Raw genomic sequence first — 25,874 nt, 5'->3', positions numbered from 1 at the left:
GTTCACCATGTTTTCTAAGAATGTCGGCAAGATTGACCGTATCATCCGCATCGTCGTAGGCGTGGCGCTTTTGGCTGGGTTCGTATTGAACGCAGACGCAAGCTATCGCTGGCTGTACCTCATCGGGATCGTACCTTTGGCCACGGGGTTGATGAACAGCTGTGCTTTGTATTCCCTCATCGGGATCAACACCTGCAATATCAAAAAATAACGGTGAACCCTGCTGCGTTACCCTGCCTCAGACAGGGTTTCCAAAGCACTGCGATCTGTCAATGTAACAGCGCCTCGGGCGGTGGTCACCCATCCGCGGCGCTGGAACTCTTGCAACTGACGCGAAATCACTTCGCGCGCAGTGCCAAGTTCTGCAGCCAGTTGCGCGTGCGTGGCTGACAATTTATGATCGGCTCCTGCCAGTTCCACAAGTTTATGCGCCAGACGAATATCGACTTTTTGAAAGGCGATTTCTTCGATCACATGAAACAGATCCGTGATCCTGCGCGAGTAAGTTGAGAATACGAAATTTCTGAACGATTTTGAGCCCGCCACAAGATCGTCAAACACAATACGCGGGATCGCGACCGCTTTGACATCGGTCTCGGCAATGCCTTCTGCGGCGTAGTTTTCATAGGCCAAAAGACAGGCCGTCGTTAGCACACAGCTTTCGCCCGCATGCACACGGTAGAGCACGATCTCGCGCCCGCCTTCGGTAACCTGCTGCACACGCACGACTCCTTCAAGCAACAGCAATAGGTTTTCAGGTGAATTGCCTGGACCAAACAGAACGGTCTTCTTGGGCATATTCACGATCTGCGATTTCGACACCAAGGTGTTGCGCAAGCTGTCCTCAAGTTGAGACAGCCCTGCAAATCTATCAATCCAGTCCATAATAGTCCTTGCCCTTGCGCATCACCAAAACGGCTTTGCTCATATCCCCAATGCTTAGAATGATGTGGCTTCGGTCACAATCTCTGACAACAGGTCTTCCACCATTTGCATCACGCCTTCGGGATAGTCACGATGACCAATTGTCACCTTGCCCGCTTGGTCGGCGACAAAAATGGAAAATGGGCAATGCACGATATTCATCGGGTCGGCTTCCATAACCTTGCGCGACACCACGGCGGAGCAGAACAAGAATATATCTGCGTTGTCGAACAGAACCACATCAGAGCCCACAACCTCTCGGGTGCGTTCCAGCATTTCGCCTGTGTGCGAGCGATAATCGATCACCAAGCCTTTGGATACGATGGCATCTTCAACGGCAAAGGTCGCGTCCTCGAACGTGCCATCGTAGTCATACAAAATCGCTTCACCGGCGCTTGCTTGCGTTGCGGAGTAAAGACTTAACGCGAGGGCTATCAGCTTATATTTCATGACAAAATCCTTTCTGATTTGATCATAGCATAAATTATACCCGCAAACGAACAAAGGCGGCATCACGCCGCCTTTGTTCAAAGATAGTTCAAAAACTTACTGCGACACGGATTTTAAATATTCAATCACAGAGACGATCTCACTGTCCTTTTTCAAGCCAGCGAAGCTCATCTTGGTTTTTTTGAATACAGATTTCGGCTTGGCCAAGAACTCGGACATCAAGGCCTCATCCCAGACACGGCCAGCATCCTTGGCCGCCAAAAGATCATTGGAATATTTAAAGCCATCCACATGGGCAACAGGTGCTCCAACCACGCCGTTCAACATCGGCCCGACCTTGTTTTTGGCCCCCTCACCCACTTGGTGACAAGCCTTACATTTTTTAAAGACCTTTTCCCCCGCAGCGACCAGATCGGCATCAAAGGCTGCAACAACCGCTGCCGCGGGCACTTCAACCACTGGAGCGGTTTCAAGCGCGGATTCTTGCGTATGCTCGACCATGGGTTCAGACATTTCTTCTTCTGGCGTTACATCCAACACAGCGGCGCGCATGGTGATCTCGACCGTGTCTTTGCAATTTTCATAACAAGCTGCCTCAGAGGTGAACTGCGAATATTCTGTCACCGCCCGATCGTCGATGACAAATCCATCTGCGTTTGGCATCTCGACCTCAAGAAAGTTTTCATTGGACAGCACGAAATCATCGTCGACCAAATCATTAGAATACAGAATATAGGCCACCATCGCATAGACATCGTCATCAGAAAGCGTCTGCGCGCCGCCGAAAGGCATAGAGCGGCGGATGTAGTCGTAAGTGGTTGACAGGTAAGGCCAATAGGACCCAATGGTTTTGAGCGGATCTTCGCGGTTCAAGGTGTTCATGCCGCCCGAAAGCTTGGGCCAATTGTCCACCCCTTCGGCAAATTCACCGTGACAGCTTGCACAGCCTTCGGAAAAAATTTCTTCGCCGTATTCAACAGACCCAGAGCCAACCGGCAACCCAGTTCCATCAGGCGAGATGTCTTTGTCCCAAGCCGCGATTTCCTCGGTCAATGCGGCACGTCCCAACCCGAGGCTTGCGGCCATAGCAGGGGCGCTAATACACGCAGTGCTGATCGCCGTTGCCAGAGCCAGTTTAAGATACTTCGACATTTTCAGCCTCCCCGTTTTCTTTGACCCACCATGTTTGAATACAGTTGTTGTGATACACAGAATTGAGCCCGCGCACCTCGCGCAATTGATCCTTGGTCGGCTGCACATAGCCCGTGTCGTCATGCGCACGGCTTTGCAGATACATTTCAGAGCCATCCCAATCGATATCCAAATAGAACCGCGTCAGCGCCATCGGTTGACCGGGGGCCGCCAAACGCGCTTTTTGCCAAGTCTTGCCGCCATCAATCGTCACATCCACGCCGGTGATTGCCCCGCGACCGGACCAAGCCAGTCCCGTGATCACCAAAGGCCCTTTGCCATGGGTGATCGGCGCTTGCGGACTGGGCGAGGTGACGACGGATTTCGCGTCCATCACCCATGTCCATTTGCGCGCGGTGCCGTCCTCTAACGTATCAGTATATTTCGATGTTTCTTCACGCGATTCAATGGCTTGATCCGTGATCTCAATGCGGCGCAGCCATTTGACCCACATATTGCCTTCCCAACCGGGGACAACCAAACGCACCGGATAGCCGTGCTCTTTGCGCAGGGCTTCGCCGTTGGCTTTGAAGGCGATCATCACATCATCCAGCGCTTTTTCCAGCGGAATAGAGCGCCCGTTGGACGAAGCATCTGCCCCCTCAACGTAAACCCATTTATCTTTGAAATCACCCGCAGCACTCAAGCCTGCCTCGTGAAGCAATGTACGCAAAGACACGCCGGAGTATTCCATATTGTGGATCATTCCGTGAGTGAACTGCGCGCCATTCAACTGCGCGCCCGCCCATTCCATACCGGTGTTCGCAGCGCATTCCAAAAAGAATGTTTTGTTGATACGCGGGAAGCGTTCAAGATCGGCGTAGGTGAACACCAGCGGCTTATCGACCAAACCGTGGATCATCAAACGATAGTCACTTTTGCTCAGCTCGATCGCACCCGAATGATGCCGCTCGAACGCGCAACCTTGTGGCGTGATCGTGCCATCCAGCGCATGAATCGGCGTGAAGTTGATCGATGAAATTGTGTCTGCCGTCAGCCATGCCACGTTGCGGCGGATGACATCGCTTTCAAATTCGATGGGCAATCCATAGGGTGTGGCGTCAACGCCATCGCCTGTGCCTGAAGCCCAATCTTGGACCTCGGTGATCAGCGGATCAGGGGCGCTTTGACCGCTGGCAGCACTGGCGGCAAGCCCTGCGCCAGTCGCCGCAGCCCCGCGCAAAAATGCACGCCGCGATGGGGCCGGAACCTGTTTCAATTCAATCCGTTTGTCAGTCATGGGGATGTCTCCCTTATGCATTCTTTCATTCAGCTATGTGAATGAAACTGAGGTTTGAAAACCGCCCTGCCAGATCGGCAAAGCGGTCAAAGGCTTTAGGCGCCGACGACTTTCACCGACGTATTTTCGGTCGGGCTGACGGTGCCAATCTTGCGAATGTGATCTTCGACCACGTTCCAAATTTCAGGGCCTTCTGTGCCCTCATTGACGGAGGCCCAGCCCGCGACAACATAGGATTTATAAGGATCAAGCTGCTCACCGGTTTTCAGCATAGTGATATCTGTAATCCGTGACCCTTGCGGTTTGGTTACATCAATACGGTAGCCAAGTCCGCCAAGACGCACCATATCGCCGCCCTGTTGGTAATAGGGGTCAGGGTTGAAGATATTGTCGGCCACGTCTTCCATAATGGTCTTGATAAACTCGCCAGTCATTTCAGTGCGGTAAGCGTTCGGGTAGCTCATAGAGGTGGCGTTAAAAATATCCTCGCGGGTGATTTGATCCCCCGGCATCAAGGATGGCCCCCAACGCACGCCTGGGCTCATGGCGATGTCTGCCTCGCGCTCTGACAAAAGCGCATCACAGATCAGATCATCCCATGTGCCGTTGAAATTGCCGCGACGGTACAAAACACCGTCAGTCTCACCAATCACTTCGGACATGGCGGTTTCATAAGGGGCGCGCTGCGCGTCGATCAGTTCAGTGACTGCTTTGTCAGGTTCTATTACGTCAGAGAAAATAGGGATCAATTTGTGACGAAAGCCCATCATCCGACCATCGCGCACATCCAAATCCACACGAGAGACAAATTTACCGTTGGACCCAGAGGCAACGATAATCGTCTCGCCCACCAAAACAGGTTCTGGCAAAGCGTCATGGGTGTGGCCTGACAAGACAACATCGATACCTTTGACCAGTCCAGCCATCTTTTTATCCACGTCAAAGCCGTTGTGCGATAGCAGAACAACCAGTTCAGCGCCCTGCCCGCGCACCTCGTCAACGACTTCTTGCATACGCTCTGTGCGGATACCGAAGGAGTATTCAGGGAACATCCAGCCGGGATTGGCGATTGGCATGTAAGGGAACGCCTGTCCGATGACAGCGATTTTTACGCCGCCACGGACGAAGAATTTGTAGGGCTCGAAATCCTCGGCAGGCTCGTCCCATTCCGCGTCATAGATATTGGCACCCAGAGCGGCAAACGGCAGGTCCTGCACAATGTCGCGTACGCGATCAGACCCCAGCGTGAATTCCCAGTGGAAGGTCATCGCATCAGGTTTCAGCGCATTCATCACGTTGACCATGTCTTGGCCTTCGGTGTGGTAACAGGTGTAAGACCCATGCCACGTATCGCCACCATCCAGCAAAAGCGCATCGGGGCGCGCGGCGCGGATCGAATTGATCACGGTAGAGACACGATCCAAACCGCCAACTTTGCCGTAAGTCTGACCCAAAGCCGCAAAATCATCAGAGGTCAGCGCGTAGTGAGACGCAGATCCGTCATCGATACCGTAAAGCTTGCGAAAATCCGCGCCGGTGACATGCGGCACTTGGCCTTTGTTGTCGCCCACACCGATATTGATGCTGGGTTCGCGGAAATGGATTGGCTTGAGCTGGGCATGGATGTCCGTCACATGGATGAGGGACACATTGCCAAAGGTGTCAAAGTCCAACAGCTGATCTTGAGTCAAAAGCTGTTGCGCCGCCAAACGCGACCAATCGCCAAAGCCTGACGCACCGACCACAGCAGAGGCTGCCATAGACACCTGAAGAAAATCACGACGATTGATCATACTGGACTCCCGTCATCGCATGGGTCGCAAGGCAACATCTCATGCGCAAACTTGAATATATAAAGAGAAATAAGACCCCGCTCAGACAAATCTGGCGGGGTCTTTCATGATTTAGTTGCGCACTGACGGTCCTTCGACCGACAAGCCATTGCCGCGAGAGGCGACATAAAGCTCAAGTGCGATAAACTCAGGCGAACCAGGGTTAAAGGTCTCAGCACGGGTGTCGCGAATACAGCCTTTAAAACGTGAATGCGAGCCGTTGAGCTTAGTGTTTTTCAAACGGTATGTTGGAAAACCGTTGATCTGACCTTGAGACAAATGGTCGGCGCGAATCATAGTGCCGTAGTTGTCTTCGTGACAATTGGCACATGACAATTCAAGCTGCCCAAAACGCGTGTAGTATATCTCTTTGCCCTGCTCCCATGTGGATTGCGCAGGCCCATCGATCGCAACATTGATCGGTGTACCGCGCGCAACCACCGCAAGCATCGCCTCAAAGTTCAACATTTTAGTGCTGTCGTATTTCTCCGGCTCTGCACCCATCTGCGTTGTCAAACAATCGTTGATCTGCATCTGAATGGTGCGCACTTCGCCTGCGTCTTCGTTCCATTTCGGATATGTGGCGCGCACTGTGGACAGGCTCTCTGGTCCATTGTGACAATCAGAACAGGCTTTGCCATCTGAGCCCATGGTGGTTTCAAACTGAAAAAGACCTTCCTCAGCCCCAAGCATACCTGGATTGTCAAAATCATCAAGTTGCATGGCTTGCGTGCCATCTGAGCGAAAGCGCCAGCCAGATAGAATTTCGTCTAGGCTATCTGACAAATGTGCCGGCGCTGCGGTTTTGGTCACCAACTCCAGATCGCCATTGACGATCAATTCAGCGTCTTCATCTGCAAGCACAGGTGCCGCAAATACCAAAGCCGAAAGCGCCGCCGTGCCAAGCACCCTGCTAAGCAATTTCGTTTTCATGCGTGTGTCCTCCCTAAGCACTTGGTTTTGGTTTATGCGATTGCGACAGCTTTTGTTTCTTCATAAACATCGCCGTCGTCGTCATACCAAGTGAATTTAAATTCGCCTGCTTCGGGAACCAAAGCGTCGAATTCGAAATATGGATTGGTCGAAATGGCCGCTTCCATTTTAACGTCGATCACAGATTGGCCGTTAAAATCACAGGTAAAGCGGTTGATGATCGAACGCGGGATGATGTTGCCATCACTGTCTTTGCGTTGACCAGATTCCATTATGTGAGAGATGAGCGTTTTGATCGTGATTGTCTCGCCAGCTGCTGCCGACTTGGGGACTTTCACGCGGGGTTTTACACCTGATGCCATTGATAGGGTCTCCTAAGATTAGTCGGTTGAGTTAGCCGCCGCAGCCGCCGATGGTCACTTTGACAGTGCTCGATGCTTTCACAAAGGAGCCGTCTGCCATTTTGGCAATCGCAACAACATCTTGCGTACCCGCAAGACGCATCCGCGTAGAGGCAGATTGCGATCCAGCCAAAGGACCAAAGTTAAAGGTCGCCACGCCAGGCGTCGGGTTGCCAGTCGCCAAAACCAAAATGGAAACAGCTCCAGGCGCATCAACAGACACAGGGACTGTGTTGCCGTTTTCAGCGATCTCAGGCGCGGTCAAAGTGATGCCACCGGCACCAATGTCTGCACCACCTGTAAAAGCGGCAATCGCATCATCAGCAGCGGCAACAGCGCGCAAAGGCAACAAAGAAGCAGCCGTCGCCCCAAGCCCAAGCGCAAGCGCGTCACGTCGTGTGAGATTCATAGTGTTCTCCTCAAAAATTCTAGCCAGCTGAAAGCGATTACTCGTCTTTCAGCGTCATTAGGTAGGCGACCACGTCCTCAATCTGCTGCGCGCTCAAAAGCGGTGGCAGATCCCCTTTTGCCGCTTTGCCAGTGTAGGCATCGCCCGGACGAATGTAGCCGTTTGTTTTGTAAAAGGCGGGCATGATTGTGCCCTCAAAGGTCATCTTGGCGTTGGCCACGATGCCCCTGACTTCAGCTTCTTCCCAGCGCGATCCAACACCATCAAGCATGGGGCCAATTTCGCCATGGAAAGAGATATCATCATATGCGTCAGCTGCGTGACAAGCCACGCAATTGCCGAGACTTTTGGATGTCAAAATTTCGCGGCCTCTATCAGCGTTGCCAGCAACACCAGACAAAGATTCTGCGATTGCGCCATCAGCGTAGGCAACGTCATTTGGCGCCACCTCTGCGATTGCGGCACCAGCCGTTAGGCCAAGTACGACGAGTGTCGTTACGATGCGTTTCATGTCTCCTCCCTAGAAAGACTTGTGTATTGTCAGATACCGTAGACCAGCATTTTGCTTTGGCGCAAGAACAAATTCAAAAAATAGAATTTTAATATTTGTCGAGCAATCAAATTATAAAACTGGCAAAGAGCGGTATCTTATTAGAATCATTGAGCGTCAAGGCGTAGTGTACCTGCCTTTTGCTGCCTCGCCACACGTTCCGCATGGTATTTTTGAAATGGCACATCAGTCTCGTAGCCCTGCTCCAAAACCCAAGCCATCATATTATAAGTTGTCATACGCCCAAAAGCGCCGGGCACAGTGGAGACAGCTGCCTCCGGCGCGCTGAGCCCCTCGCCCACTTCTTGGGGAAAGAAAAAGGTCGTGGGCGTAAACAAGGCGCGCCATTTTTGAACCATGTCCTTTTCAGGCAAGACCTCACCGTCAAAGTCCGTGACCTCGACATCGCCAAACATATTGATCTGTACGACGAAAAAATTGTCCTCGATCATTTGAGTCACTTCCGGATCGGGAAACACCTCTTCGTGCATCTTGGTGCAATAAATACAGCCGCGCTGCTCGACCATCACCATCAAGCGCTTGCCCTCAGCCGTGGCTTCTTCCAAATCTTCGCGCAAATCTTTAAACGTTTCGCGCTGCCATGGGGCTTTGTGTAACCCGTCGTCACCCAACACAGCCGAAAAGGCTGGGGTCAAGGTGCAGGCCAAGCTCAGAATGACAGTTCCAAAGGTGCGGCGTGACAGATGAAACATTTTCATAGACTCCCAGATGATCCGATTTTGGTGAAGGCAGGAAAGGTTTCCAGCATCCAAGCCGCGATCAGATTGACAGAATTTGTAAGAATAAGAATGGCGAAGACAATCAAAAATACCCCCATGAGTTTTTCAACTTTAGGCAAATGACGCCGGAATGTGGCGGCGAATTTCAAAAACGGCTTGATAAACACAGCCGCCACGACGAATGGCAGGGTCATGCCAATGCCGAAGACCAGCATCATGATCAGGCCTTTGACCGCCGTCTCTTCAACCGATGCGGTAAAGACGACAGCCGTCAAAACACCGCCCACGCAAGGCGTCCAGCCAGCGGCAAAGGCCAGCCCGACAACATAAGATCCAAAGATGCTCATGTTCGAGGTGTCGCCGGCCTCCATTTGAAATTGGCGGTTTAAGATTCCAATGCGGATGACGCCTAAGAAGTGCAGCCCCATGACAAACACGATGACACTGGCGAGGATGCGAAACAGGTCTTGTTGGCCGCGAAACACCTGCGAAAAGGAAAACGCTGCGGCCCCAAGGGCGACAAAAACCGTGATAATGCCGAACGAAAACATGATGGACGACACAATGGCACGCCTGCGCACGCCCGCAGCCAATTGGCCGTCCTCAGAGATTTCCCCCATTGAAGTGCCCGCCATGTAAGACAGGTAAAACGGTACGATGGGCAGAATGCAGGGTGAGAAAAATACAATCAGCCCCCCTAGAAAAGCGGAGATCACCGTCACATCTAACATATAGGTCCTCCTTCGGCCTCACCTGCGCGAGGTATCATGCGCGGTGAAAACCTTGTGTTATTCACATATTCAAATTATGTTGTTTGTTATACTGACGTCAACAAACATTCTCTTAAATCAAACCCAATGGTCCCGACATGCTTATGCAAACGCGTCGTTTCTTTTTAGCCTGTTTTTTAAGCATTCCGCTTGCGATACCCTTTAGCGCAACTATAGCAGATCAGGCTCGTTCCGTCGATGCCCACACAAATAACGGCACTCAGTTGATCATGGTGGAACAAGCTGGATGTGCCTATTGCGCGCGCTGGAATGCAGAGATTTCTGACATCTACCCCAAAACACCCGAAGGCAAGTTTGCGCCGCTGCGCCGCATGGATCTACACGACGAGCCTCTGGAAAACATCACGTTCAAAGGGGCACTGGCCATAACCCCAACGTTTGTTTTGGTCACGGACGGTCATGAGCAAGCGCGGATTGAAGGCTACGGTGGCGACGAGATGTTTTGGGCGATGCTGACAGTTATATTGCAAAACCACAGTGAATTTAAATCTCAAGTAACTGAATAAATACAGAAATAAAAAACGGGAGGCCACTGACATGAAACGGATACTAACAGCACTTGCCCTATTGGCAGCGACGACAACTTCAAGCTTTGCCCAAGACGATGACGCCTTTGTCACCTTCAAAGTGCTCAAACCCGAAGTGGCGCGCGTGGCGGCCGTGGCCGCGATGGAAAGCTGTCGCGAGCAAGGCTATCAGGTCGGCGTTATGGTTGTTGACCGCTTTGGAATTCCACAAGTGTATGTGCGCGACCGCTTTGCCGGTTTGCACGTGTTCGAGACCGCGCGGCGCAAAGCTTGGACAGCGGTGTCTTTTCGCACGTCAACACTTGACCTCGCCACCATCACCGCCCCTGGCGAGATGATGGCTGGCATTCGAGAGCTTTCAGAGCCACTGGCGCTTGGTGGCGGACTTATGATCGAAGCGGCGGGTTCTATTGTCGCGGGGATTGGTGTATCAGGGGCACCAGGGCCGGATATTGACGAACGCTGTGCTCAAGATGGGATTGACGCGATATTGGATGATATAGCGTTCTAACAATGAGGGACTTTGGCGATGGCGTCTTCTTTGCCAGTGTTTTCGGATGATCTATCTGACACGGAACTCGACAAAATGATGTCGAGCGCCTGTGAAGCATCAAACTTGCTCAAAGCGCTGTCTCACGAAGGGCGCCTGATGATTTTATGCCACCTCGTCACTGGGGAAAAATCCGTAACTGAGCTCGAAGATCTTTTGTCAGCGCGCCAAGCCGCGGTAAGTCAACAATTGTCCCGTTTGCGCCTTGAGGGTCTTGTGACCCCGCGGCGCGAGGGCAAAGCGATTTATTATTCCTTGACCGATGACCGCCCCAAACGCATCCTTGAAGTTATCTACGACCTATTTTGTGTCGCAGATGACGGTGCGGAAAAGCGCGGCGACTAGCCCCGGCCTCTCCCACCGATAGGGAGGACATATGCTTGATATCTTAAGCCCGGGCGCATTTGCGGCCCTGATTGGCTGTGCCGGTGGCATTGGCCTTGGTTTGGCTGCGCGCCTTGGACGGTTTTGCTCGATGGGTGCGATTGAGGACGCTTTGTACCAAGGCTCATACATCCGCGCGCGCCAATGGGGCGTGGCGATAGGCGTGGCTATCATCGGCGTCTTCACCTTGATCGGGCTATTTGACTTCGATCCAACACAGTCTCATTTCTTAGCCTTGCAATGGTCCCCTGCTGCATCGGTTCTGGGCGGGTTGATGTTCGGCTACGGCATGGCACTGGCAGGTAACTGCGGCTTTGGCGCTTTGGCGCGTCTCGGTGGTGGCGATCTGCGCAACTTTGTCATCGTTATCGTCATGGGGCTTTTCAGCTATATGACGCTGAACGGGCCGTTGGCAGAACTGCGCGTCGCCTTATTCCCGCCTGAGCCTGCGCAAAATCCTGCTGGCATCGCGCATTGGCTTAACGGATACAGACTTCCCTTGGTGCCAGTGGGATTAAGTATCGGCCTTGCAATCCTCACCTTGGCGCTCAGTTCAAAGTCTTTTCTATCTGAGCGCAAAGCCATTTTGTGGGGTAGCGTCGTCGGATTGGTAATCATCTCTGGCTGGGCAGGCACAGCTTGGCTTTCAAATCTCACCTTTGAGGCAGAGGGGATCGTGTCCCATTCGTTTGCTGCGCCGATCGGTGACGCAATGTTTTTTCTGATGATGTCTTCTGCCACCTCGCCGAACTTTGGAATTGGATCGGTCGCAGGCGTGCTTATTGGCGCGGCCGCTGGATCACTTATAAAAGGCCACTTCAAATGGGAAGCCTGCGACGATCCAAGAGAATTGAAACGCCAAATTGGCGGAGCCGCATTGATGGGCATCGGCGCGGTGTTGGCCTTTGGCTGCACCATCGGACAGGGCATTTCGGCCATGTCTGTGCTCGCATTTTCAGCGCCTATCACCATGGCCGCCATCATCGCTGGCGCCGCATTGGGTCTGCGCCAGCTTATTTACGGCTTTTCTCCCGTCAAATGATCAACGACGTATAAGCACCTGAAGGTCGGCAACATTTGTTCCTGTCGCACCGATTTTTAACAAATCATTTGCCGCCTCAAGACCGTGATAGCTGTCGTTGCGCGCCAAGACATCGTTAAGATCCACACCCGCAGCTTTAAGTCGCTCAAGCGTTGATCCATCCACCAGTCCGCCCGCAGCATCCGTTGGCCCATCACGACCATCGGTGCCTCCAGATAAAAACACATAGTCCACAAGTCCACGCTCGGCTGCAAGCTTTGCCACACGCAAAGACAGTTCTTGGTTGCGTCCACCAAGTCCTCTGCCAGCAAGTTTCACAGTGGTCTCACCACCAAACAGAAAAATGCCAGGTTCAATAGCGCAGTCCAAAATAACTTTTGCTGCGACATCTACATCCCCCTCTAGCGGCATCGGAAACACGTGAACGCCGTGCCCTAAGCCACCACCGGCCGCGCGCGCCATGGCTGCAACAGACCGGCTGTTTGATCCAATCAAAATAGTATCGCTGTCAGGCAAAGGCCCAAGATCAGGTTCAGGTTTCAGCAAATGAGTCCGCACAGACTCGGGTAAGCGATTCCAAATTTGCAAAGTCTTCAACGCGGCGACAGCATCTGCGCGCCTGCCGATCGGCGACACTGACGGACCAGAAGCAATGGCACGCAAATCGTCATCCACAACATCAGATAAAACCAAAGTTGTGACAAATGACGGGCCAGCCGCTCGCAAAAAACCACCGCCTTTAAGGCGCGACAATTGCTGGCGAATGAGATTCATCATGACAATGTCAGCCCCAGATGCGAGCAAAAGAGAATTCACTGCAGCCTTGTCTTCTAAGCTGACACCCATCACAGGCGCGGGCAACAAGGCAGAACCTCCGCCAGAAATCAACGCAATAACATCCCCTTGCGCCATGCTTAACACACCTTCAACCCGCTGGGCTGCGCGCGCTCCTTCTACGTCTGGAACCGGATGCCCTGCCCCCCGTACTTCAGCGCCCTCGAGTGGTTTGGCGTTCTCATAGTTTGTCACGACCAGAACAGTTTCCGCTTTGACTTGCCGCATCGCAGCCTGCGCCATGGCCCGTGCGGCCTTTCCGACAGCTATAATCGTTGGGCGGGTAAATGTGCGACCTTTCAAAGCTTCTTCAACGGCGCTGGCCGGGTCAGCTTCGCCAACCCCTGCCATAAACACGTCATAAGCACGTTCGCGCATTTCGGAAAAATTCAAAGAGGCGGTCGGAGCGTTCATATCTATTTGCATACCTTAATTATCTCATGTGAATGACCTAGCGTCCAGCAGCTTGCAATGCAACGTTCAACAGGCCATTTTAAACCCATGACAGATTGTATGAATGCACCACATCCCTACGAACTTGCACAGTTTTTAACCAATGCTTGGTCTGCTTTGGCGCCGCAAATCGTTGGAGACAAGCGTAAGGCCCAAGTCGCCACGCTGTCCACCGTCGGGCAAGGCGGCGCGCCTGCAGCACGTAGTGTTATCTTGCGTGCAGCCGATAGGTCGCGTGCTTGTGTCGATATATTTACTGATGCTGCAACGCCCAAATGTGCTGAAATTGCCAATGATCCTCGGGCCGCACTGACACTTTGGCGCGCAGACCTGCAACTGCAACTGCGTTTGTCAGGCACGATTGAAATCGATGAAGGCGCTGAGGCCAAAGCTGCTTGGTCCGCATTGCCCGATCATGCCTTGCCCAATTATGGCGTAACCCCGCCCCCTGGGTCAAATATTGCAACGGCGGCATCCTACACCCGCACGCCTGTTGAAGCCCGTTTCGCAATCCTGCGATTGACTTTGTTTGATATGGATGTGGTGTCCTTATCTGACCCCATTCACACCCGCGCATTTTATGAACGTCGTGATGCGTGGCGTGGCGTATGGCGCGCGCCGTAGATTGCCCAATAACGTCAGGCTCACCTTATAACTGCAAGCTTGGGACGCATTTAGAACTGGGTAAAAATTACAACTTGGTTGAAGAACTGCGCCCACTGAGACGTTTCCATATATCCCGCGCCATATGGCGCGGGTGGTCTGATAGCGTTCGGCGCGTTTATCGGCAAGCGTAGACATAGCGACCTCCTGCGATTGAGGTCTCGGTGTACTCGACGCTGAGGTCACGGGCGATGGCATCAAAATCAATGTAATATGTAAGGTTCTCGGGGATATCGCCGTAAAGTCCTTCATCAACAAGCTGCTCAGCCAGCTCTTTCAGGCTTTCGACGGCGTAGATGCCCATCTATCTTCGACACGTCAGACCAAATCAAGGAAAAGCACGACCTGCGATCGCAACGCCCGCTTGCCCACAATACTTTGGCCAGAGTGGCGCGCGGCATGAAGCGCTACGTTTTGGACGCTAAATCACCGTTTATCGTCGGAGTTGGGGGCGAATGGAGCAAAATCCAGAGCGATCCACCCTGAAACCTCTGCAAACTATCACTGCAAAGGCAGACAGCTCTATTTGCGCCCCACTTCTCGCCACCATGCGCAACAGTCAAAAACCGTGGCAGGGAATTAACGAACCCACACACACAATTACAGTCGGTGGCGCAGGCCTAACTTTGATCTCACCAAGCATCACGCGCTTTAACGGTGGCGCGACAGGTCAAGACCTCCGCGACCCAATGGCAACAATCACCGCAAACAGCTTTATCAAAAGACCAGGGGGCGCAGCACCACTTGGGATCATTGCCCCAGCCTTGGCAACTTACTATGGGCACACAGATGGGCGCAGCATTCGCAACGCGGATTTAGCCGAACCACTTAGGACCGTGACCGCTGAAAACCGACACGCACTTATTGCCCCATCCCTAATGTCGATGAAGGGCACAGCGCGCCGATCCTGCGCCATTGACGCCCCCACACCCAACGGTTTTGGCAGGCGGCGGCCACAGCGCACTTACTTATCGCGCCCGTTCTCACCTATGCGCAGCACGGTGGCGCAAACCGCGACATACGCACCCCACATCACACGATTTGTGCAAACAGCAAAGATCAGAACTCTTTAATCGCGCCAACCCTCATTCAAACCGGTTATGGCGAACGCAAAGGGCAAGCCCCACGCGCGCTAGACATGGGCGCACCTCTTGGCACGGTTGTCGCAGGCGGCATCAAGCACGCAGCCGCAGCTGCATTCCTTGCACAGCAGAACGGAGGCCCGAACATGGACGCAAACGCGGGTCGAGATCTACGCCCGCGTGTCAGGGGCCAAGCAAGTGCGCGAAGGTGACGGGCTTGCGTCGCAAGAAAACCGCTGCCGCGAAAGGTGACGAACATACTGAACCGTGTGATCTATGCGGGATACGTCGAACACGAGCCATGGGGCATCAGTCGCCGCAAAGGGCATCATGAGGCTCTGATTTCGCTGGCGACATTTGAAGCCATTCAGAAACGGCGCAACAAAAAAGGCATCGCGCCAAAGCGTGCCGACATCAACGAAGACTTCCCCCTGCGTGGCTCTGTCGTCTGTGCCTGTTGTGAAAACGTGATGACCGCCTATTGGGCACGCAGTGCCACTGGCAAACGTTATCCGTACTTTAATTGCCAAATCCGTGACTGTTTGGAATACCGCAAAGGCATTCGCGCAGAAAAGATCGATACAGGATTTGAGGAAATTCTGCGTTCGATGACGCCAAGCAAGCAATTGCTCGATATTGCCATGTCGATGTTGAAAGACGCATGGGACCAACGCCGCGATCAAGCGACGCAGGCGAAGTCTGCGATCAAACGCCAAATCAAAGGCTTAGATAAACAACAGGATACGCTGCTTGAGCGTTTGGTGGAGACCTCAAATCCAAAAGTGTCCGCTGCGTTTGAGACCAAGATTGCAAAGATGGAAGAACAGAAGCTGTTGCTGACCGATAAATTGTCCCACGACACTCACCCTAAGAGCAACCTCGGAGAAATTATCGAACTATTGCGGGAATTCCTGTCAAACCCTTGGAATATATACGAAAGAGGTTCACTCGCCATGCGCAAAACCATCCTAAAAACGGCCTTCGCAGCGCCCTTGGCATACGACCGAAAAAACGGATATCGAACTCCGCAACCGTCTGTAATATTTGAGTTTTTTGGGAAAATCACATCAAAATGTGAAATGGTGCGGTCGAGAAGACTCGAACTTCCACGGGTGTTACCCCACAGCGACCTCAACGCTGCGCGTCTACCAATTCCGCCACGACCGCACAGTCTTGACTTGGTGAGGCGTATCTAACGAAGGTGCGAATGGATGGAAAGGGCAAAAATGATCTTTATTGGAAAAAAGTGACAGCGCTATGAAGCTGTCAAATTTCGCTGTATTTTTTGCAAGCCACTCAACGAGAATTCCCTAAGGATTATGCGGGGGCTTTGTCGAAAATCGCTTTGAAATGACGTAAAATTGACGCCAAGGCGCCTGACCGGCACAACAGAATTGCCCCCATCACGACAGCGGACAGGGCCAGCCCGCGCATCGGAGCGTTTACGAAAAACGCATTGGAGAATGTGCGCCCCGGCAGAAAATTCAAAACCGAAGGAATGCCCAAACCAAAGGTTGATAGGTTGCGCAAGGCGCGGCTGTGGGCATGGATGTTGCGCTTGACGGCCCAGTAAATCGCCAAGGCCATGGTGATGAGGCTCATGATCGACAAAAGATGCAAAGGGCTGAAGCGACCAAACATGCCGATGCCTGAAATCCAAAACGACGACACGGCCGTGACCCCCATAGATGTGAACCAAACATAGCCGAATTTCTTATGCCAGCCATCACGACGCACACGCCACAATACGGGCGGGATCAAGGCCAGAGAAATCAGCGCTGCAGAAATATGGATTTGAACGGCGAGGGACGCGGTGAAGAAAGGCGTAAGAGTGACCATGGCTGTGCTCCGAGTGAGGTTTACGATCCGACAAGTTGTTGAACTTGCCGTTTTCGATCTGATGTGATTTTGATAAATCCTGTTTGGCCGAAGACGTTGGGCCATGCGACAGCGCTTGCGTAAAAGGACCCAATACTCCGTGAAACGAACGACTTTTCATTTGGCGATGCGTGAAACGCAACAAGCTATGTGGTCCAGCAGGACACAAACCGTGCTCTTGTCCGTCGCGATTATCCTTGGGCTTGCGGGCCCCTTTGGCACCGACGAGGTGATGCGGCTGTTGCCGCGCATCTTTTATTGGGGCGTAGTGTGTGAAGTGACCTTTGCCAGTGGCAGTTTTATATCTCTGCTTGGCAACCGGCTGAAATCTTATGTGCGCGGGCCCGAAATGATCTTCGCAGCTGGCGTGGGACTTGTGATTGGCGTGATCATCGGTGCCGAGGTATTCGCATTCAACTGGGCTATTTTTGGCATTTCGCCGACGCAAGCGGGTTATACCCTGCCCCTTTTGCTCAATATCATTGTGGTCTCTGTGATCATTCGCGTCGCGATATTCATGGCGAAGCACTCCAAATCCGGTTCTATGACAACACATGACGGTGATGCGATACCTGACTGTAAAGCAACAGTTGAACCGCCTTTGGTGGGTCGCCTGCCTTACGAGAAACGCGGCGCGTTAATTTCGTTGTCGGTGAACGATCATTATGTAGATGTCACCACCACCAAAGGGACAGGAATGTTGCTCATGCGGTTGGCAGATTCAATCCGCGAGGCTGGTGACGGGTTTCAGGTGCACAGGTCACATTGGGTGGCCCGCGATCACATCGCCTGTGTAAAACGTGACGGCGCAAAAGCTGTGATCAGAACCTCAGATGGGCGTGACATTCCGGTATCGCGCACCTATCTGTCCGTGCTCAAGGAGGCAGGTTTTTTACCCTGAAACACTATGGCTGAATGGCAATGCTAGAAGCATTGAACGATTACCACATGGCACGGCCCACAATTGAGGCACGCGCGGATGCAATTGAGCTAAGTGAAGCTGGTGGAGCACCTTATATCCGCTGTATCAAAGGCGTGAATGCATTTATTAAACTGGGTGTTTCACAGTTGTATCGGTGTGGCCCGCTGCGCGCTGCGTTTTTGGGAACTAAAATTTTCGGGTTTGCCTGCCAGAAAAAAACACCGGCAGGCAACTATTTTCCATCTCTCGCCCTTAACTTATTGTGCGATAGAGAACGCAGGCAGTGCTGTTCCAGAGGCCGGAACCACAGCAGAGGGAGCGGCAACGGCACCACCATTCAACGACGTGGACGCTTTGAATAAAAGACCAATGCGCTCGGTTTGCCCCGGTGCAAAAACGGCAGTCGCCCCACTTGCTAACGCGTTCAGGCTGTCGGCATACCATGCCTGTGCCAAATCAGGTCGGCGTGCTGCGCCAACACCTTGGCTCAGATGGTGCCCTAAAAGTTCGCCGTAGGGACGCTCTCCCAAAGCCACCAGCAAAAGTGCCGAGGCCAAAGCCACCTCCATGTTGTCAGTGCGGTAACCGACGGCCTGCGCCTGATTGTAAGAAGAGATCAAAAGTTCTTGCTCAAATGGGGAAAGCTGGCCCGTCACAGGGTAACCAAGGTAAACTTGGTATGAAGACACAGCATTGCGCGTTTTTTGGCCAAGTTGCCCGTCTACTCTGCCGGCTGGAAAACCAAAATTCTGCCAGCTAGAAAATCACCGCCATTGGCCCAAACGGGTGCAGTTGTCCCAATAAATAGCGACGCAGCAAGCGCTGCAGATATAATATATTTGCACGACATAATCGTTTTCCTCGCATAATTAAGTCTTAATAAGTCTTAGATTCTAAATTACAGAAGAGACTGCCACATATTATTTAAGACTCCCCCCAAAAAAAATGTCGGCCACATATTCAACGCAACTAAACTTTGCAAAACTTTAATAAAGCCGCATTTGCCCTCAAACTCTCTTCTTTGTCCCGCGCAGTCGGAGTAGAACACCAACACCCCTTCGAAGGGCACTTTGATCGCACGTAGTAAGAGGAAAACAACATGGTGGAATGGCGCTATTCGCAGGGTTTGACCGATTACGACACGGCGCTGATCACAATGGAAGCGCGCGCGGATGCGATCGCTAAAGGCGAGGCCGACGAACTGATCTGGTTGGTTGAACACCCGCCATTGTATACTGCCGGCACCTCAGCCAAGATCGAGGACCTCGTGCAGCCGGATCGTTTCCCTGTTTATAACACGCGACGCGGCGGGCAATATACCTATCATGGCCCAGGTCAACGCGTTGCCTATGCCATGCTCGATTTGAACAAGCGCGGGCGCGATGTACGCAAATTCGTCCACAACATGGAAACTTGGGTGATCGCCGCTTTGGCCGAATTCAACGTCAAAGGCGAAATTCGCGAGGGGCGTGTTGGCGTATGGGTCGAACGGAATGACAAACCCCTCACCATCACAGGCAAGCCCGCCGAGGACAAAATTGCTGCCATAGGTTTGCGCATTCGCAAATGGGTGTCCTTTCATGGCTTGTCGATCAATGTTGAACCGGATCTGTCACATTTCGATGGTATCGTGCCTTGCGGCATCACCGAATATGGAGTGACCTCTTTGGTCGATCTGGGCCTGCCTGTGACGATGGATGATGTAGACAACGCTTTGCGCAGCGCCTTTGACGATGTGTTTGAAACGCCCTAACTGTCGTTTCAAAACCCAATCACAGTCTAATTTACAGGGCCCAATTCGCAAGGCCCAATTCGCAAGGCGCTAAAATGCACTCAGCCCACACCGCCCCAACATCTCCCCCGACCTCGCGCCTGACAGGAATCGGCCTGCGTCTGCTGTCCACCTTTTTGATGGCTTCAATGTTGGCGGTGATACATCGTGTGGGGCATGAGGTCTCGCTGGGACAATTGATTTTTTGGCGCTCATTCATGGCGCTGTTGCCGATTTTGGCCTATATGACCCTGCGCGGACAGTTTCCTTCGGCGCTCAAAACAAAACATCCCAAAGCTCACGTCATACGCAGCTTGTTTGGCGCGCTTTCGATGGCGTTGTCTTTCTTGTCCTTGATTTACCTCTCCGTTTCACAAGCACAAGCCTTGGCCTATCTAGCGCCGACGCTGTCCTTGCCTGTGGCCGCAATTGTGCTGCGTGAACGCCTCACACCCTTGATCATATTTGCCACAGCTTTGGGCTTTGCGGGCACGTTGATGATGCTTTGGGCGGCGCTGTCCCTGCCCGGCTCTGCGGCTTGGGTCGGCGTGGCTGCGGGATTGGGCTATGCTGTGACCATGTCATTTGTGCGCATTCACATCAAAACGATGACCAAAACAGAAAAGCCAGCCACCATTTCGTTTTACTTCGCCATCACCTGCACCTTGGTGGGATTGGCGAGCCTTCCGTTTGGGTGGACCGAAGTGTCAAGCACCACCTTGGGCTTGTTGTGTTTTGCGGGCCTTTTGGGCGGCTGCGGGCATATCGCTTCAAGCGAAGCCGTGTCGCGCGCGCCTGTCAGTGTGCTGGCCCCGTTTGATTACACAGGGCTTATCTGGGGCTTGCTCTTTGATGTGCTGATCTTTGGCGTCATCTTTACGCCTTTAACCCTGATCGGCGCAGGTGCGATTGTTGCGGCGGCGCTTTTGGTCACCTTTGGCAAGACCGCGCCCGCCTCGCAGGTGCCATCGCAGACGCCTATCAAATCAAATGGGTCATGATCCGCATTTACACAGCACATCGCAGACGCGTATAAGACCAAAATCCCCTGCGACAATCGCGAGCTCGTATCTTGGAATACAAACGCTATTGTCCATGCAACCTGAAACGACTCACGTTGGAGATTCCGATGACTAAGATGTTCGCACTCACTGCTGCTGCCCTTTTGGCGGCAACATCTGCCTATGCAGGCGATGCCGTCAAAGGCGAAAAAGATATGAAAAAATGCAAAGCCTGTCACACCGTCTCAAATGGCGATGAGGTGATCTTTAAGGGCGGCAAAACGGGCCCGAACCTTTACGGCGTGATCGGCCGCACTGCTGGCACCGAAGAAAATTTCTCAAAATACGGTGACGATTTGGTTGCAGTTGGCGCGGCGGGTCTGGTTTGGACCGAAGAGCTTTTGGTTGAATACGTCAAGGACCCGAAAGCATTCTTGAGCGCGCAGCTTGATACGTCAGCAAAATCCAAAATGTCGTTCAAACTCAAAGACGCTTCAAATGTTGCTGCATATTTGGCCTCTGTTGGCCCCGTTGTAGAAGAAATGCCAGCACAAGACGCGGCCCCTGCCCAGTAAGGCATACCTCTATATCGATTTCAAACGCTGCCCTTTGGGGTGGCGTTTTTTTATGCTCGCATCGATTCCCCTAAGCCAACTAAGGCTGCCCCAACCAATCAAAAAGCGGCACAACAGGTTGTGCCAAAGGCTTGCATTTAAAGCCGCGCCCATCAGAACAGTCTTGGAAAACCAGCGAACTGGCGGTCCTTAGAAAAATTCAAGCCAGATGAGACACTTTTTCACGGCATGGGGCGCGTTGACACATTGCCCAAGCGATATATTGCCTTTAAGACGATATGCAATTCTGTGTGGCGACTCTGTTTTTGTTGCTGCGCGGGCTAACGCATAGCTTAAGCAAAAATCGGGAGGACCGCATGGCAGACGCAGCCATTCACGGCCACGAACATGAAGACAACCGCGACTTCTTTACGCGCTGGTTCATGTCAACGAACCACAAGGATATCGGCATCCTTTATCTCTTCACCGCTGCGGTGGTGGGCTTTATCTCTGTCGCCCTAACAGTTTACATGCGCCTAGAGCTCATGGAACCGGGCGTGCAGTTCATGTGTCTCGATGAGGCCGGCAACGCAGCCGCGCGCCTGATCTCAGGCTTTGGCGGCGACGAATGTGCGCCAAACGGCCACCTTTGGAACGTTATGATCACCTACCACGGTGTTTTGATGATGTTCTTTGTGGTTATTCCAGCGCTCTTTGGCGGTTTCGGTAACTACTTTATGCCGCTGCAAATCGGCGCACCAGACATGGCTTTCCCACGCCTTAACAACTTGTCCTACTGGATGTACGTTTGTGGTGTGGCTTTGGGCATCGCGTCCTTGTTTGCACCTGGCGGCAACGGCCAGTCAGGCTCAGGCATCGGTTGGGTTCTTTACCCGCCACTGTCCACGTCTGAAGCAGGCTATTCAACAGATCTCGCGATCTTTGCGGTTCACGTTTCTGGTGCGTCATCCATCCTTGGCGCGATCAACATGATCACGACATTCATGAACATGCGCACACCGGGCATGACCCTTTTCAAAGTTCCACTGTTTGCTTGGTCGATCTTTGTGACCTCTTGGTTGATCCTTTTGTCTTTGCCAGTTTTGGCGGGCGCGATCACCATGTTGCTGACAGACCGCAACTTTGGCACATCCTTCTTCCAACCTGGCGGCGGCGGCGATCCGATTTTGTACCAACACATCCTGTGGTTCTTCGGACACCCGGAAGTATACATCATCATCCTGCCTGGCTTTGGGATTATCTCCCACATCATCGCGACCTTCTCACGCAAACCCGTGTTCGGCTACCTGCCGATGGTTTGGGCTTTGATCGCGATTGGTGGTCTTGGCTTTGTTGTGTGGGCGCACCACATGTACACTGTCGGCATGTCGCTGAGCCAACAGACATACTTCATGATGGCAACGATGGTTATCGCCGTGCCAACAGGGGTGAAAATCTTCTCTTGGATCGCCACTATGTGGGGCGGGTCGATCGAATTCAAAGCCCCTATGGTTTGGGCTTTTGGTTTCCTCTTCCTCTTCACCCTCGGCGGCGTGACAGGCATCATCTTGTCCCAAGCGGGTGTGGACCGTGCGTACCATGACACCTACTACGTTGTGGCACACTTCCACTACGTTATGTCCTTGGGTGCGGTCTTCTCGATCTTTGCCGGCATCTACTTTTACTTCGGTAAAATGTCTGGCCGTCACTACCCTGAATGGGCAGCACATGTTCACTTCTGGATGATGTTTATCGGCGCGAACTTGACCTTCTTCCCACAACACTTCTTGGGTCGCCAAGGCATGCCACGTCGCTACATCGACTACCCAGAAGCCTTCTCACTTTGGAACAAAGTCTCCTCTTACGGTGCATTCTTGTCCTTCGCGTCATTCATCTTCTTTATCGGTATCGTGATCTACTCTCTCAAATATGGGAAACGCGTCACCGAGAACAACTACTGGAATGAATACGCGGATACACTCGAATGGACCCTACCGTGCCCACCACCAGAGCACACATTCGAGACCCTGCCAAAGCAAGAAGACTGGGACAAGGGCCACGCGCACTAATCCCTCTTTGATCTAAACAAAGGCCCCGCAGATTTGCGGGGCCTTTTGTATTTGTAGGTCACTGATGTAGGCTAAGGTTGAATGCTACTCGTGATCCGTCTCGCAAGCGCCGTGGTCCCCAAGGCTGCTCAAGACGTAACATTCACCTGCTGTCCCCTGCCCGTCGCAGCCCGTCGATATCCGCGTCAGCTCTTGGTCCAGCCGTTGCAATCGCGCGATCTTGTCTTGCACCAATTGCCGTTGCGCACGTGCCAATGCACCCGCCTCTGCGCAAGACCTGTCTGGCTCTGTTCACGCAACGACGCTATCGGCAATATCGCCGTGATGATCGCAGCAATCGCGGTTTGGGTCATGCAGACCGCATGGCCAGATTTGATCGTCGCACTTTTGATGGCATCGTTGTTTTTATCCTCAGCATGGCAAATTCTGCGCCAATCTGTTCAAGAATTGCGCCAAACAGCTATGCACAGGCATCGCTAAACCATCACGAGGCCCAACACCGTTGTGGGGCTTTTCATCCGTGGTTAAATCGATACAACATAAGAAACAAAGGGACGCCGGACACAGTTATGCTCACACCATTTGGCACCGATATTTGGATCGCAAAAGGGCCAATTCTGTCGACGGCAGGGTTTAAATACCCGACACGCTGCGCCATTATCCGGCTCAGTGACGGAAACTTAATGGTCTGGTCACCGGTCACTTTGACCCCAGACCTCAAAGACGCCGTTGATGCCCTTGGTCCTGTCAAAGCCATTGTTGCACCGAATTCCTTTCATCATCTGTTTTTCCAAGACTGGGCCCTCGCCTACCCGACAGCCAAATGCTTTGCTGCCCCGCGCCTTGAAAAAAAACGGGAGGACATCACTTTCGATGCAACCTTGACCGATGCCCCAGATGTGATCTGGACCGGTGAGCTGGCGCAAGTGATCCTGCGCGGGAACCTGTTGACCGATGAGGTGGTGTTTTTTCACAAAGCCAGTGGCACCGTGTTGTTCACTGATATTTTGCAGCAGTTCGATAAAGGCTGGTTCACGGGATGGCGCGCCATCATCGCGCGATTGGACTTGATGGAAGGCACCGAACCACAAGTGCCGCGCAAATTCCGCGTGGCGTTTTACGGCCGCACAGCAGCACGCGCCAGTTTAAAAACCATTCTCGGCTGGCCCGCACAACAGGTTTTGATGGCCCATGGCCGCCCCGTCACGCAAGATGCCACGGGCTTTCTCAAGCGCGCCTTTGCTTGGCTCAACGCCTAAGGCCATAGAAAGGACCTGCACAGCATGCCTCCAGCACTCATCCCAGAATTTGCGGTAACCGATTGGCGCGCCTCCAAAGCGTTCTATTGTGACTTGCTTGGGTTTGCCGTCGAATATGAGCGCCCCTCGGAAGGCTTTGCCATGTTGGCCCTCGCCGAAGCACGCCTTATGATCGACCAGATTGGGACAGGCCGCACTTTCGATGATGGACACCTGCCACATGCCTATCCCTTTGGGCGAGGCCTCAATGTGCAATTAGAAGTCCCGTCTGTCAGCCCCATATTAAAGCGTCTCACGCACGCAGGTACGGGCCTCTATTTGCCGCTTGAAGACAAATGGTATCGCAAAGATGATATGGAAGTCGGCAACCGCCAATTCGTCGTTGCTGATCCAGATGGGTATCTCTTACGCCTTTTTGAAGATTTGGGATCTCGATAAAAGGCTGCGGCATTCCGTCATTTGGCGCCAAGACGACACTCGGCTATTCTAGAGCAACCCCATAAGGCCCTGCTATGCCCTATCGATGGACCCCCGATCACACGCGTCTTGACGCGCCCAAGCCCCACACAGGGGACGCGCCGCTGGTAAAGCTCGACATTTGGCCTCATCGTTCCATGCCAAACTCAGGGTTCAAAGCCGCTATCTGGTTGATGTTTTTGGCCGGTTGTTTGCCTGTGCTGGCGTTTATAGGCACAGCGGCGTTTTGGGTGCTTTTGGCTGGCCTGCTTATTACTTTGGCAGCCCTATGGACAGCCTTGCGCCTGTCGGACCGTGAATATCTGCGCGAAGAACTGTTGATCTGGCATGACAAAGTGATCTTGACCCATTGGACCACAAAGAACTTGCGCAAAGAGTGGCAAGCCAATCCCTATTGGATCAAGCTGCACCTGCGCGCAGAGGGCGGTCCTGTCGAGCAGTATTTGACCCTATACAGCAGCGCCACGGACAATGGGCGCGCCGTCGAATTGGCCGCGTTTTTGTCCCCTGAAGAACGCCAAACGCTGCACAAAGATTTGGCCTTTGTCTTAGGCCAACTCAAACCTCGTTAGCACAAAACTTGGCTTAGTGATCGCTTATGCTGCCGCCGACTGTTCTGAATTCATCATCGCCATTTCAGCCAGCTCATTGGTCGTCAAATGATCAAACATTTGGCGCGGCAGACCTTCCAAGTGTTGTGCGGCGTCAATGTTTTGTTTGGCCAGATAGGCCGTCTCGGCAGCATGGCGGGTATCAAGGAAATTTGAAGTCACACCTGTCGTCATAGAATCCTCCCAAATCGAAAGCAGGGCCAAAACAAGCGCCCCAATCCAGCTGAGAGTGGCCGAGACCTCTTAACAAAACGCAAATATCGAAAAACTGCCCCTTAAAGGGGGCAAACGCAAAAGACCGCCGATGATGCGCGGCGGTCTTTTTAAACTGTCATT

Annotated in this window: 30 protein-coding genes, 1 tRNA gene and 2 pseudogenes; 16 read left to right on the top strand and 17 right to left on the bottom strand. The window is 52.8% G+C overall.

Annotated features, from left to right (window positions below; translation table 11 throughout):
- The first annotated feature begins 7 nt into the window (after positions 1-7).
- The gene (locus tag WNY38_RS11270; RefSeq protein ID WP_342857436.1) at positions 8-211 is read left to right on the top strand and encodes a DUF2892 domain-containing protein; all 204 of its coding nucleotides are present in this window, start codon (positions 8-10) and stop codon (positions 209-211) included.
- A 17-nt stretch (positions 212-228) separates the two neighbouring features.
- On the opposite strand, the gene WNY38_RS11265 is transcribed toward WNY38_RS11270, so the two are convergent.
- The 11 genes from WNY38_RS11265 to WNY38_RS11215 form a co-directional block, all read right to left on the bottom strand.
- Complete coding sequence (locus WNY38_RS11265; RefSeq protein ID WP_342857435.1) at positions 229-885, bottom strand: Crp/Fnr family transcriptional regulator; 657 nt, start codon at positions 883-885, stop codon at positions 229-231.
- A 54-nt stretch (positions 886-939) separates the two neighbouring features.
- On the bottom strand, positions 940-1,374 hold the full coding sequence (locus tag WNY38_RS11260; protein ID WP_342857434.1) for a DUF302 domain-containing protein: 435 nt from the start codon (positions 1,372-1,374) through the stop codon (positions 940-942).
- A gap of 96 nt (positions 1,375-1,470) precedes the next feature.
- Complete coding sequence (locus WNY38_RS11255; RefSeq protein ID WP_342857433.1) at positions 1,471-2,526, bottom strand: c-type cytochrome; 1,056 nt, start codon at positions 2,524-2,526, stop codon at positions 1,471-1,473.
- Positions 2,510-3,805 carry a sulfite dehydrogenase gene (soxC, locus tag WNY38_RS11250; protein ID WP_342857432.1) on the bottom strand — a complete coding sequence of 432 codons (1,296 nt, stop codon included), beginning with the start codon at positions 3,803-3,805 and terminating at the stop codon, positions 2,510-2,512. The genes WNY38_RS11255 and soxC overlap by 17 nt, the downstream gene beginning before the upstream one ends.
- Before the next feature lie 95 nt (positions 3,806-3,900).
- A complete protein-coding gene (gene soxB, locus WNY38_RS11245; protein WP_342857431.1) occupies positions 3,901-5,598 on the bottom strand; it encodes a thiosulfohydrolase SoxB in 1,698 nt (565 codons plus the stop codon).
- A 111-nt stretch (positions 5,599-5,709) separates the two neighbouring features.
- The gene (gene soxA, locus WNY38_RS11240) at positions 5,710-6,570 is read right to left on the bottom strand and encodes a sulfur oxidation c-type cytochrome SoxA (protein ID WP_342857430.1); all 861 of its coding nucleotides are present in this window, start codon (positions 6,568-6,570) and stop codon (positions 5,710-5,712) included.
- Positions 6,571-6,602: 32 nt separating this feature from the next.
- Positions 6,603-6,932, bottom strand: a complete 330-nt coding sequence (soxZ, locus tag WNY38_RS11235; RefSeq protein WP_342857429.1) for a thiosulfate oxidation carrier complex protein SoxZ — start codon at positions 6,930-6,932, stop codon at positions 6,603-6,605.
- 31 nt (positions 6,933-6,963) lie between these two features.
- Entirely contained in the window at positions 6,964-7,380 is a 417-nt protein-coding gene (gene soxY, locus WNY38_RS11230; protein ID WP_342857428.1) for a thiosulfate oxidation carrier protein SoxY, read from the bottom strand.
- A 37-nt stretch (positions 7,381-7,417) separates the two neighbouring features.
- Positions 7,418-7,891, bottom strand: coding sequence for a sulfur oxidation c-type cytochrome SoxX (gene soxX, locus WNY38_RS11225; protein WP_342857427.1), 474 nt, complete (start codon positions 7,889-7,891; stop codon positions 7,418-7,420).
- 146 nt (positions 7,892-8,037) lie between these two features.
- Positions 8,038-8,643, bottom strand: coding sequence for a thioredoxin family protein (locus tag WNY38_RS11220; protein WP_342857472.1), 606 nt, complete (start codon positions 8,641-8,643; stop codon positions 8,038-8,040).
- 2 nt (positions 8,644-8,645) lie between these two features.
- Positions 8,646-9,401 (bottom strand): cytochrome c biogenesis protein CcdA, encoded by a 756-nt coding sequence (locus WNY38_RS11215; protein ID WP_342857426.1) that lies wholly within the window; start codon positions 9,399-9,401, stop codon positions 8,646-8,648.
- A 137-nt stretch (positions 9,402-9,538) separates the two neighbouring features.
- On the opposite strand from WNY38_RS11215, the gene WNY38_RS11210 reads away from it, so the two are divergent.
- From WNY38_RS11210 to WNY38_RS11195, 4 genes are read left to right on the top strand one after another with little or no spacing between them, the layout of a single operon-like run.
- A complete protein-coding gene (locus tag WNY38_RS11210) occupies positions 9,539-9,967 on the top strand; it encodes a thioredoxin family protein (protein WP_342857425.1) in 429 nt (142 codons plus the stop codon).
- Between the two features lie 31 nt (positions 9,968-9,998).
- Positions 9,999-10,499 carry a heme-binding protein gene (locus tag WNY38_RS11205; RefSeq protein WP_342857424.1) on the top strand — a complete coding sequence of 167 codons (501 nt, stop codon included), beginning with the start codon at positions 9,999-10,001 and terminating at the stop codon, positions 10,497-10,499.
- A gap of 18 nt (positions 10,500-10,517) precedes the next feature.
- A complete protein-coding gene (locus WNY38_RS11200; RefSeq protein WP_342857423.1) occupies positions 10,518-10,883 on the top strand; it encodes a metalloregulator ArsR/SmtB family transcription factor in 366 nt (121 codons plus the stop codon).
- A 31-nt stretch (positions 10,884-10,914) separates the two neighbouring features.
- Entirely contained in the window at positions 10,915-11,964 is a 1,050-nt protein-coding gene (locus WNY38_RS11195; protein WP_342857422.1) for a YeeE/YedE family protein, read from the top strand.
- Here WNY38_RS11195 and WNY38_RS11190 read toward each other — a convergent pair whose 3' ends face one another.
- A complete protein-coding gene (locus tag WNY38_RS11190) occupies positions 11,965-13,212 on the bottom strand; it encodes a DUF4147 domain-containing protein (protein ID WP_342857421.1) in 1,248 nt (415 codons plus the stop codon).
- 87 nt (positions 13,213-13,299) lie between these two features.
- Between WNY38_RS11190 and WNY38_RS11185 the strand changes: the two genes are divergently transcribed.
- Positions 13,300-13,875 (top strand): pyridoxamine 5'-phosphate oxidase family protein, encoded by a 576-nt coding sequence (locus WNY38_RS11185; RefSeq protein ID WP_342857420.1) that lies wholly within the window; start codon positions 13,300-13,302, stop codon positions 13,873-13,875.
- 157 nt (positions 13,876-14,032) lie between these two features.
- On the opposite strand, the gene WNY38_RS11180 is transcribed toward WNY38_RS11185, so the two are convergent.
- Complete coding sequence (locus WNY38_RS11180; protein ID WP_342857419.1) at positions 14,033-14,218, bottom strand: antirestriction protein ArdA; 186 nt, start codon at positions 14,216-14,218, stop codon at positions 14,033-14,035.
- 151 nt (positions 14,219-14,369) lie between these two features.
- Here WNY38_RS11180 and WNY38_RS11175 point away from each other — a divergent pair, with 151 nt between their 5' ends.
- The gene (locus WNY38_RS11175) at positions 14,370-14,987 is read left to right on the top strand and encodes a hypothetical protein (protein WP_342857418.1); all 618 of its coding nucleotides are present in this window, start codon (positions 14,370-14,372) and stop codon (positions 14,985-14,987) included.
- A gap of 1,089 nt (positions 14,988-16,076) precedes the next feature.
- Here WNY38_RS11175 and WNY38_RS11170 read toward each other — a convergent pair.
- A tRNA-Leu gene (locus WNY38_RS11170) sits at positions 16,077-16,163 on the bottom strand.
- A 150-nt stretch (positions 16,164-16,313) separates the two neighbouring features.
- Entirely contained in the window at positions 16,314-16,835 is a 522-nt protein-coding gene (locus WNY38_RS11165) for a DUF2306 domain-containing protein (RefSeq protein WP_342857417.1), read from the bottom strand.
- 139 nt (positions 16,836-16,974) lie between these two features.
- Between WNY38_RS11165 and WNY38_RS11160 the strand changes: the two genes are divergently transcribed.
- Positions 16,975-17,775 (top strand): LytTR family DNA-binding domain-containing protein, encoded by an 801-nt coding sequence (locus WNY38_RS11160; protein ID WP_342857416.1) that lies wholly within the window; start codon positions 16,975-16,977, stop codon positions 17,773-17,775.
- Between the two features lie 278 nt (positions 17,776-18,053).
- Here the strand turns inward: WNY38_RS11160 and WNY38_RS11155 are convergent.
- A pseudogene (locus tag WNY38_RS11155) lies at positions 18,054-18,533 on the bottom strand (peptidoglycan-binding domain-containing protein); the annotation flags it as partial.
- 362 nt (positions 18,534-18,895) lie between these two features.
- Here WNY38_RS11155 and lipB point away from each other — a divergent pair.
- The 8 genes and pseudogenes from lipB to WNY38_RS11115 all read left to right on the top strand — a co-directional run bounded on the left by lipB (position 18,896) and on the right by WNY38_RS11115 (position 25,499).
- A complete protein-coding gene (gene lipB, locus WNY38_RS11150; RefSeq protein ID WP_342857415.1) occupies positions 18,896-19,549 on the top strand; it encodes a lipoyl(octanoyl) transferase LipB in 654 nt (217 codons plus the stop codon).
- Between the two features lie 74 nt (positions 19,550-19,623).
- Positions 19,624-20,568: a DMT family transporter gene (locus WNY38_RS11145; protein ID WP_342857414.1), complete on the top strand. Its 945-nt coding sequence runs from the start codon at positions 19,624-19,626 to the stop codon at positions 20,566-20,568.
- 128 nt (positions 20,569-20,696) lie between these two features.
- A complete protein-coding gene (locus WNY38_RS11140) occupies positions 20,697-21,143 on the top strand; it encodes a cytochrome C (protein WP_342857413.1) in 447 nt (148 codons plus the stop codon).
- Between the two features lie 356 nt (positions 21,144-21,499).
- Positions 21,500-23,191 carry a cytochrome c oxidase subunit I gene (gene ctaD / locus WNY38_RS11135; protein WP_342857412.1) on the top strand — a complete coding sequence of 564 codons (1,692 nt, stop codon included), beginning with the start codon at positions 21,500-21,502 and terminating at the stop codon, positions 23,189-23,191.
- 273 nt (positions 23,192-23,464) lie between these two features.
- Positions 23,465-23,671, top strand: a pseudogene (locus WNY38_RS11130) (cation transporter); the annotation flags it as partial.
- A gap of 89 nt (positions 23,672-23,760) precedes the next feature.
- Positions 23,761-24,450, top strand: coding sequence for a DUF4336 domain-containing protein (locus tag WNY38_RS11125; protein ID WP_342857411.1), 690 nt, complete (start codon positions 23,761-23,763; stop codon positions 24,448-24,450).
- A 24-nt stretch (positions 24,451-24,474) separates the two neighbouring features.
- Positions 24,475-24,888, top strand: coding sequence for a VOC family protein (locus tag WNY38_RS11120; RefSeq protein WP_342857410.1), 414 nt, complete (start codon positions 24,475-24,477; stop codon positions 24,886-24,888).
- Positions 24,889-24,962: 74 nt separating this feature from the next.
- On the top strand, positions 24,963-25,499 hold the full coding sequence (locus WNY38_RS11115; protein ID WP_342857409.1) for a DUF2244 domain-containing protein: 537 nt from the start codon (positions 24,963-24,965) through the stop codon (positions 25,497-25,499).
- Positions 25,500-25,523: 24 nt separating this feature from the next.
- Here the strand turns inward: WNY38_RS11115 and WNY38_RS11110 are convergent, their stop codons facing one another.
- Complete coding sequence (locus WNY38_RS11110; RefSeq protein ID WP_342857408.1) at positions 25,524-25,712, bottom strand: hypothetical protein; 189 nt, start codon at positions 25,710-25,712, stop codon at positions 25,524-25,526.
- Between the last annotated feature and the right edge of the window lie 162 nt (positions 25,713-25,874).

The sequence above is a fragment of the Pacificibacter sp. AS14 genome, assembly GCF_038899935.1.
In the GTDB taxonomy this organism is placed as follows: domain Bacteria; phylum Pseudomonadota; class Alphaproteobacteria; order Rhodobacterales; family Rhodobacteraceae; genus Celeribacter.
Note: the sequence above shows the minus strand (reverse complement) of the source record. Positions and strands in the feature narration are given on the sequence as shown.